Origin of the sequence: Vibrio sp. OPT46, assembly GCF_015163535.1 — a bacterium.
Taxonomy (GTDB): Bacteria; Pseudomonadota; Gammaproteobacteria; order Enterobacterales; family Vibrionaceae; genus Vibrio; species Vibrio alginolyticus.
Map to the genome: position 1 here is coordinate 109,763 of NZ_JADDYG010000244.1, position 605 is coordinate 110,367.

Consider the following 605-nt stretch of genomic DNA (forward strand, 5'->3'; position numbering starts at 1 on the left):
AAGAACACTTTGGTCGCATTTTCTTTAACCAAGCGAGAATGTCAGCGAAAGGCATTCCCCAAGTTGCTGTTGTGATGGGGCTTTGCACTGCTGGGGGCGCGTACGTTCCTGCCATGGCGGATGTGTCCATTATGGTTAAAGAGCAAGGCACCATTTTTTTGGCGGGGCCACCTTTGGTGAAAGCGGCCACTGGCGAAGTCGTGACGGGTGAAGAGCTCGGCGGTGCAGACGTGCATTGTCGAAAATCTGGTGTCGCAGATTATTACGCTGAAAATGATGAACATGCCCTAATGCTTGCGAGAGAAGCCATTGCCAATGCTAATAGAACAAGACCTGTTAAGCCAGAAAACACCGTGCTTCCTCCCCGCTACGACGCAGAAGAAATCTACGGAATCGTGAATGCCAACTTACGACTGTCATTCGACGTTCGAGAAATTATTGCCCGCATCGTCGATGATTCTGATTTCGACGAATTCAAAGCCTTGTACGGCAGAACGCTAGTGTGTGGTTTCGCTCGTATTCAAGGACACTTGATTGGCATTGTGGCAAACAACGGTATCTTGTTTTCTGAATCGGCACAAAAAGGCGCGCACTTTATTGAGCTG

At 49.1% G+C, this 605-nt stretch carries 1 protein-coding gene; it reads left to right on the forward strand.

Going from position 1 to position 605, the window contains the following annotated elements; genetic code table 11:
- Positions 1-605: carboxyl transferase domain-containing protein (locus IQR33_RS32790; protein WP_322631762.1), on the forward strand; the 605-nt coding region annotated here is incomplete at both ends.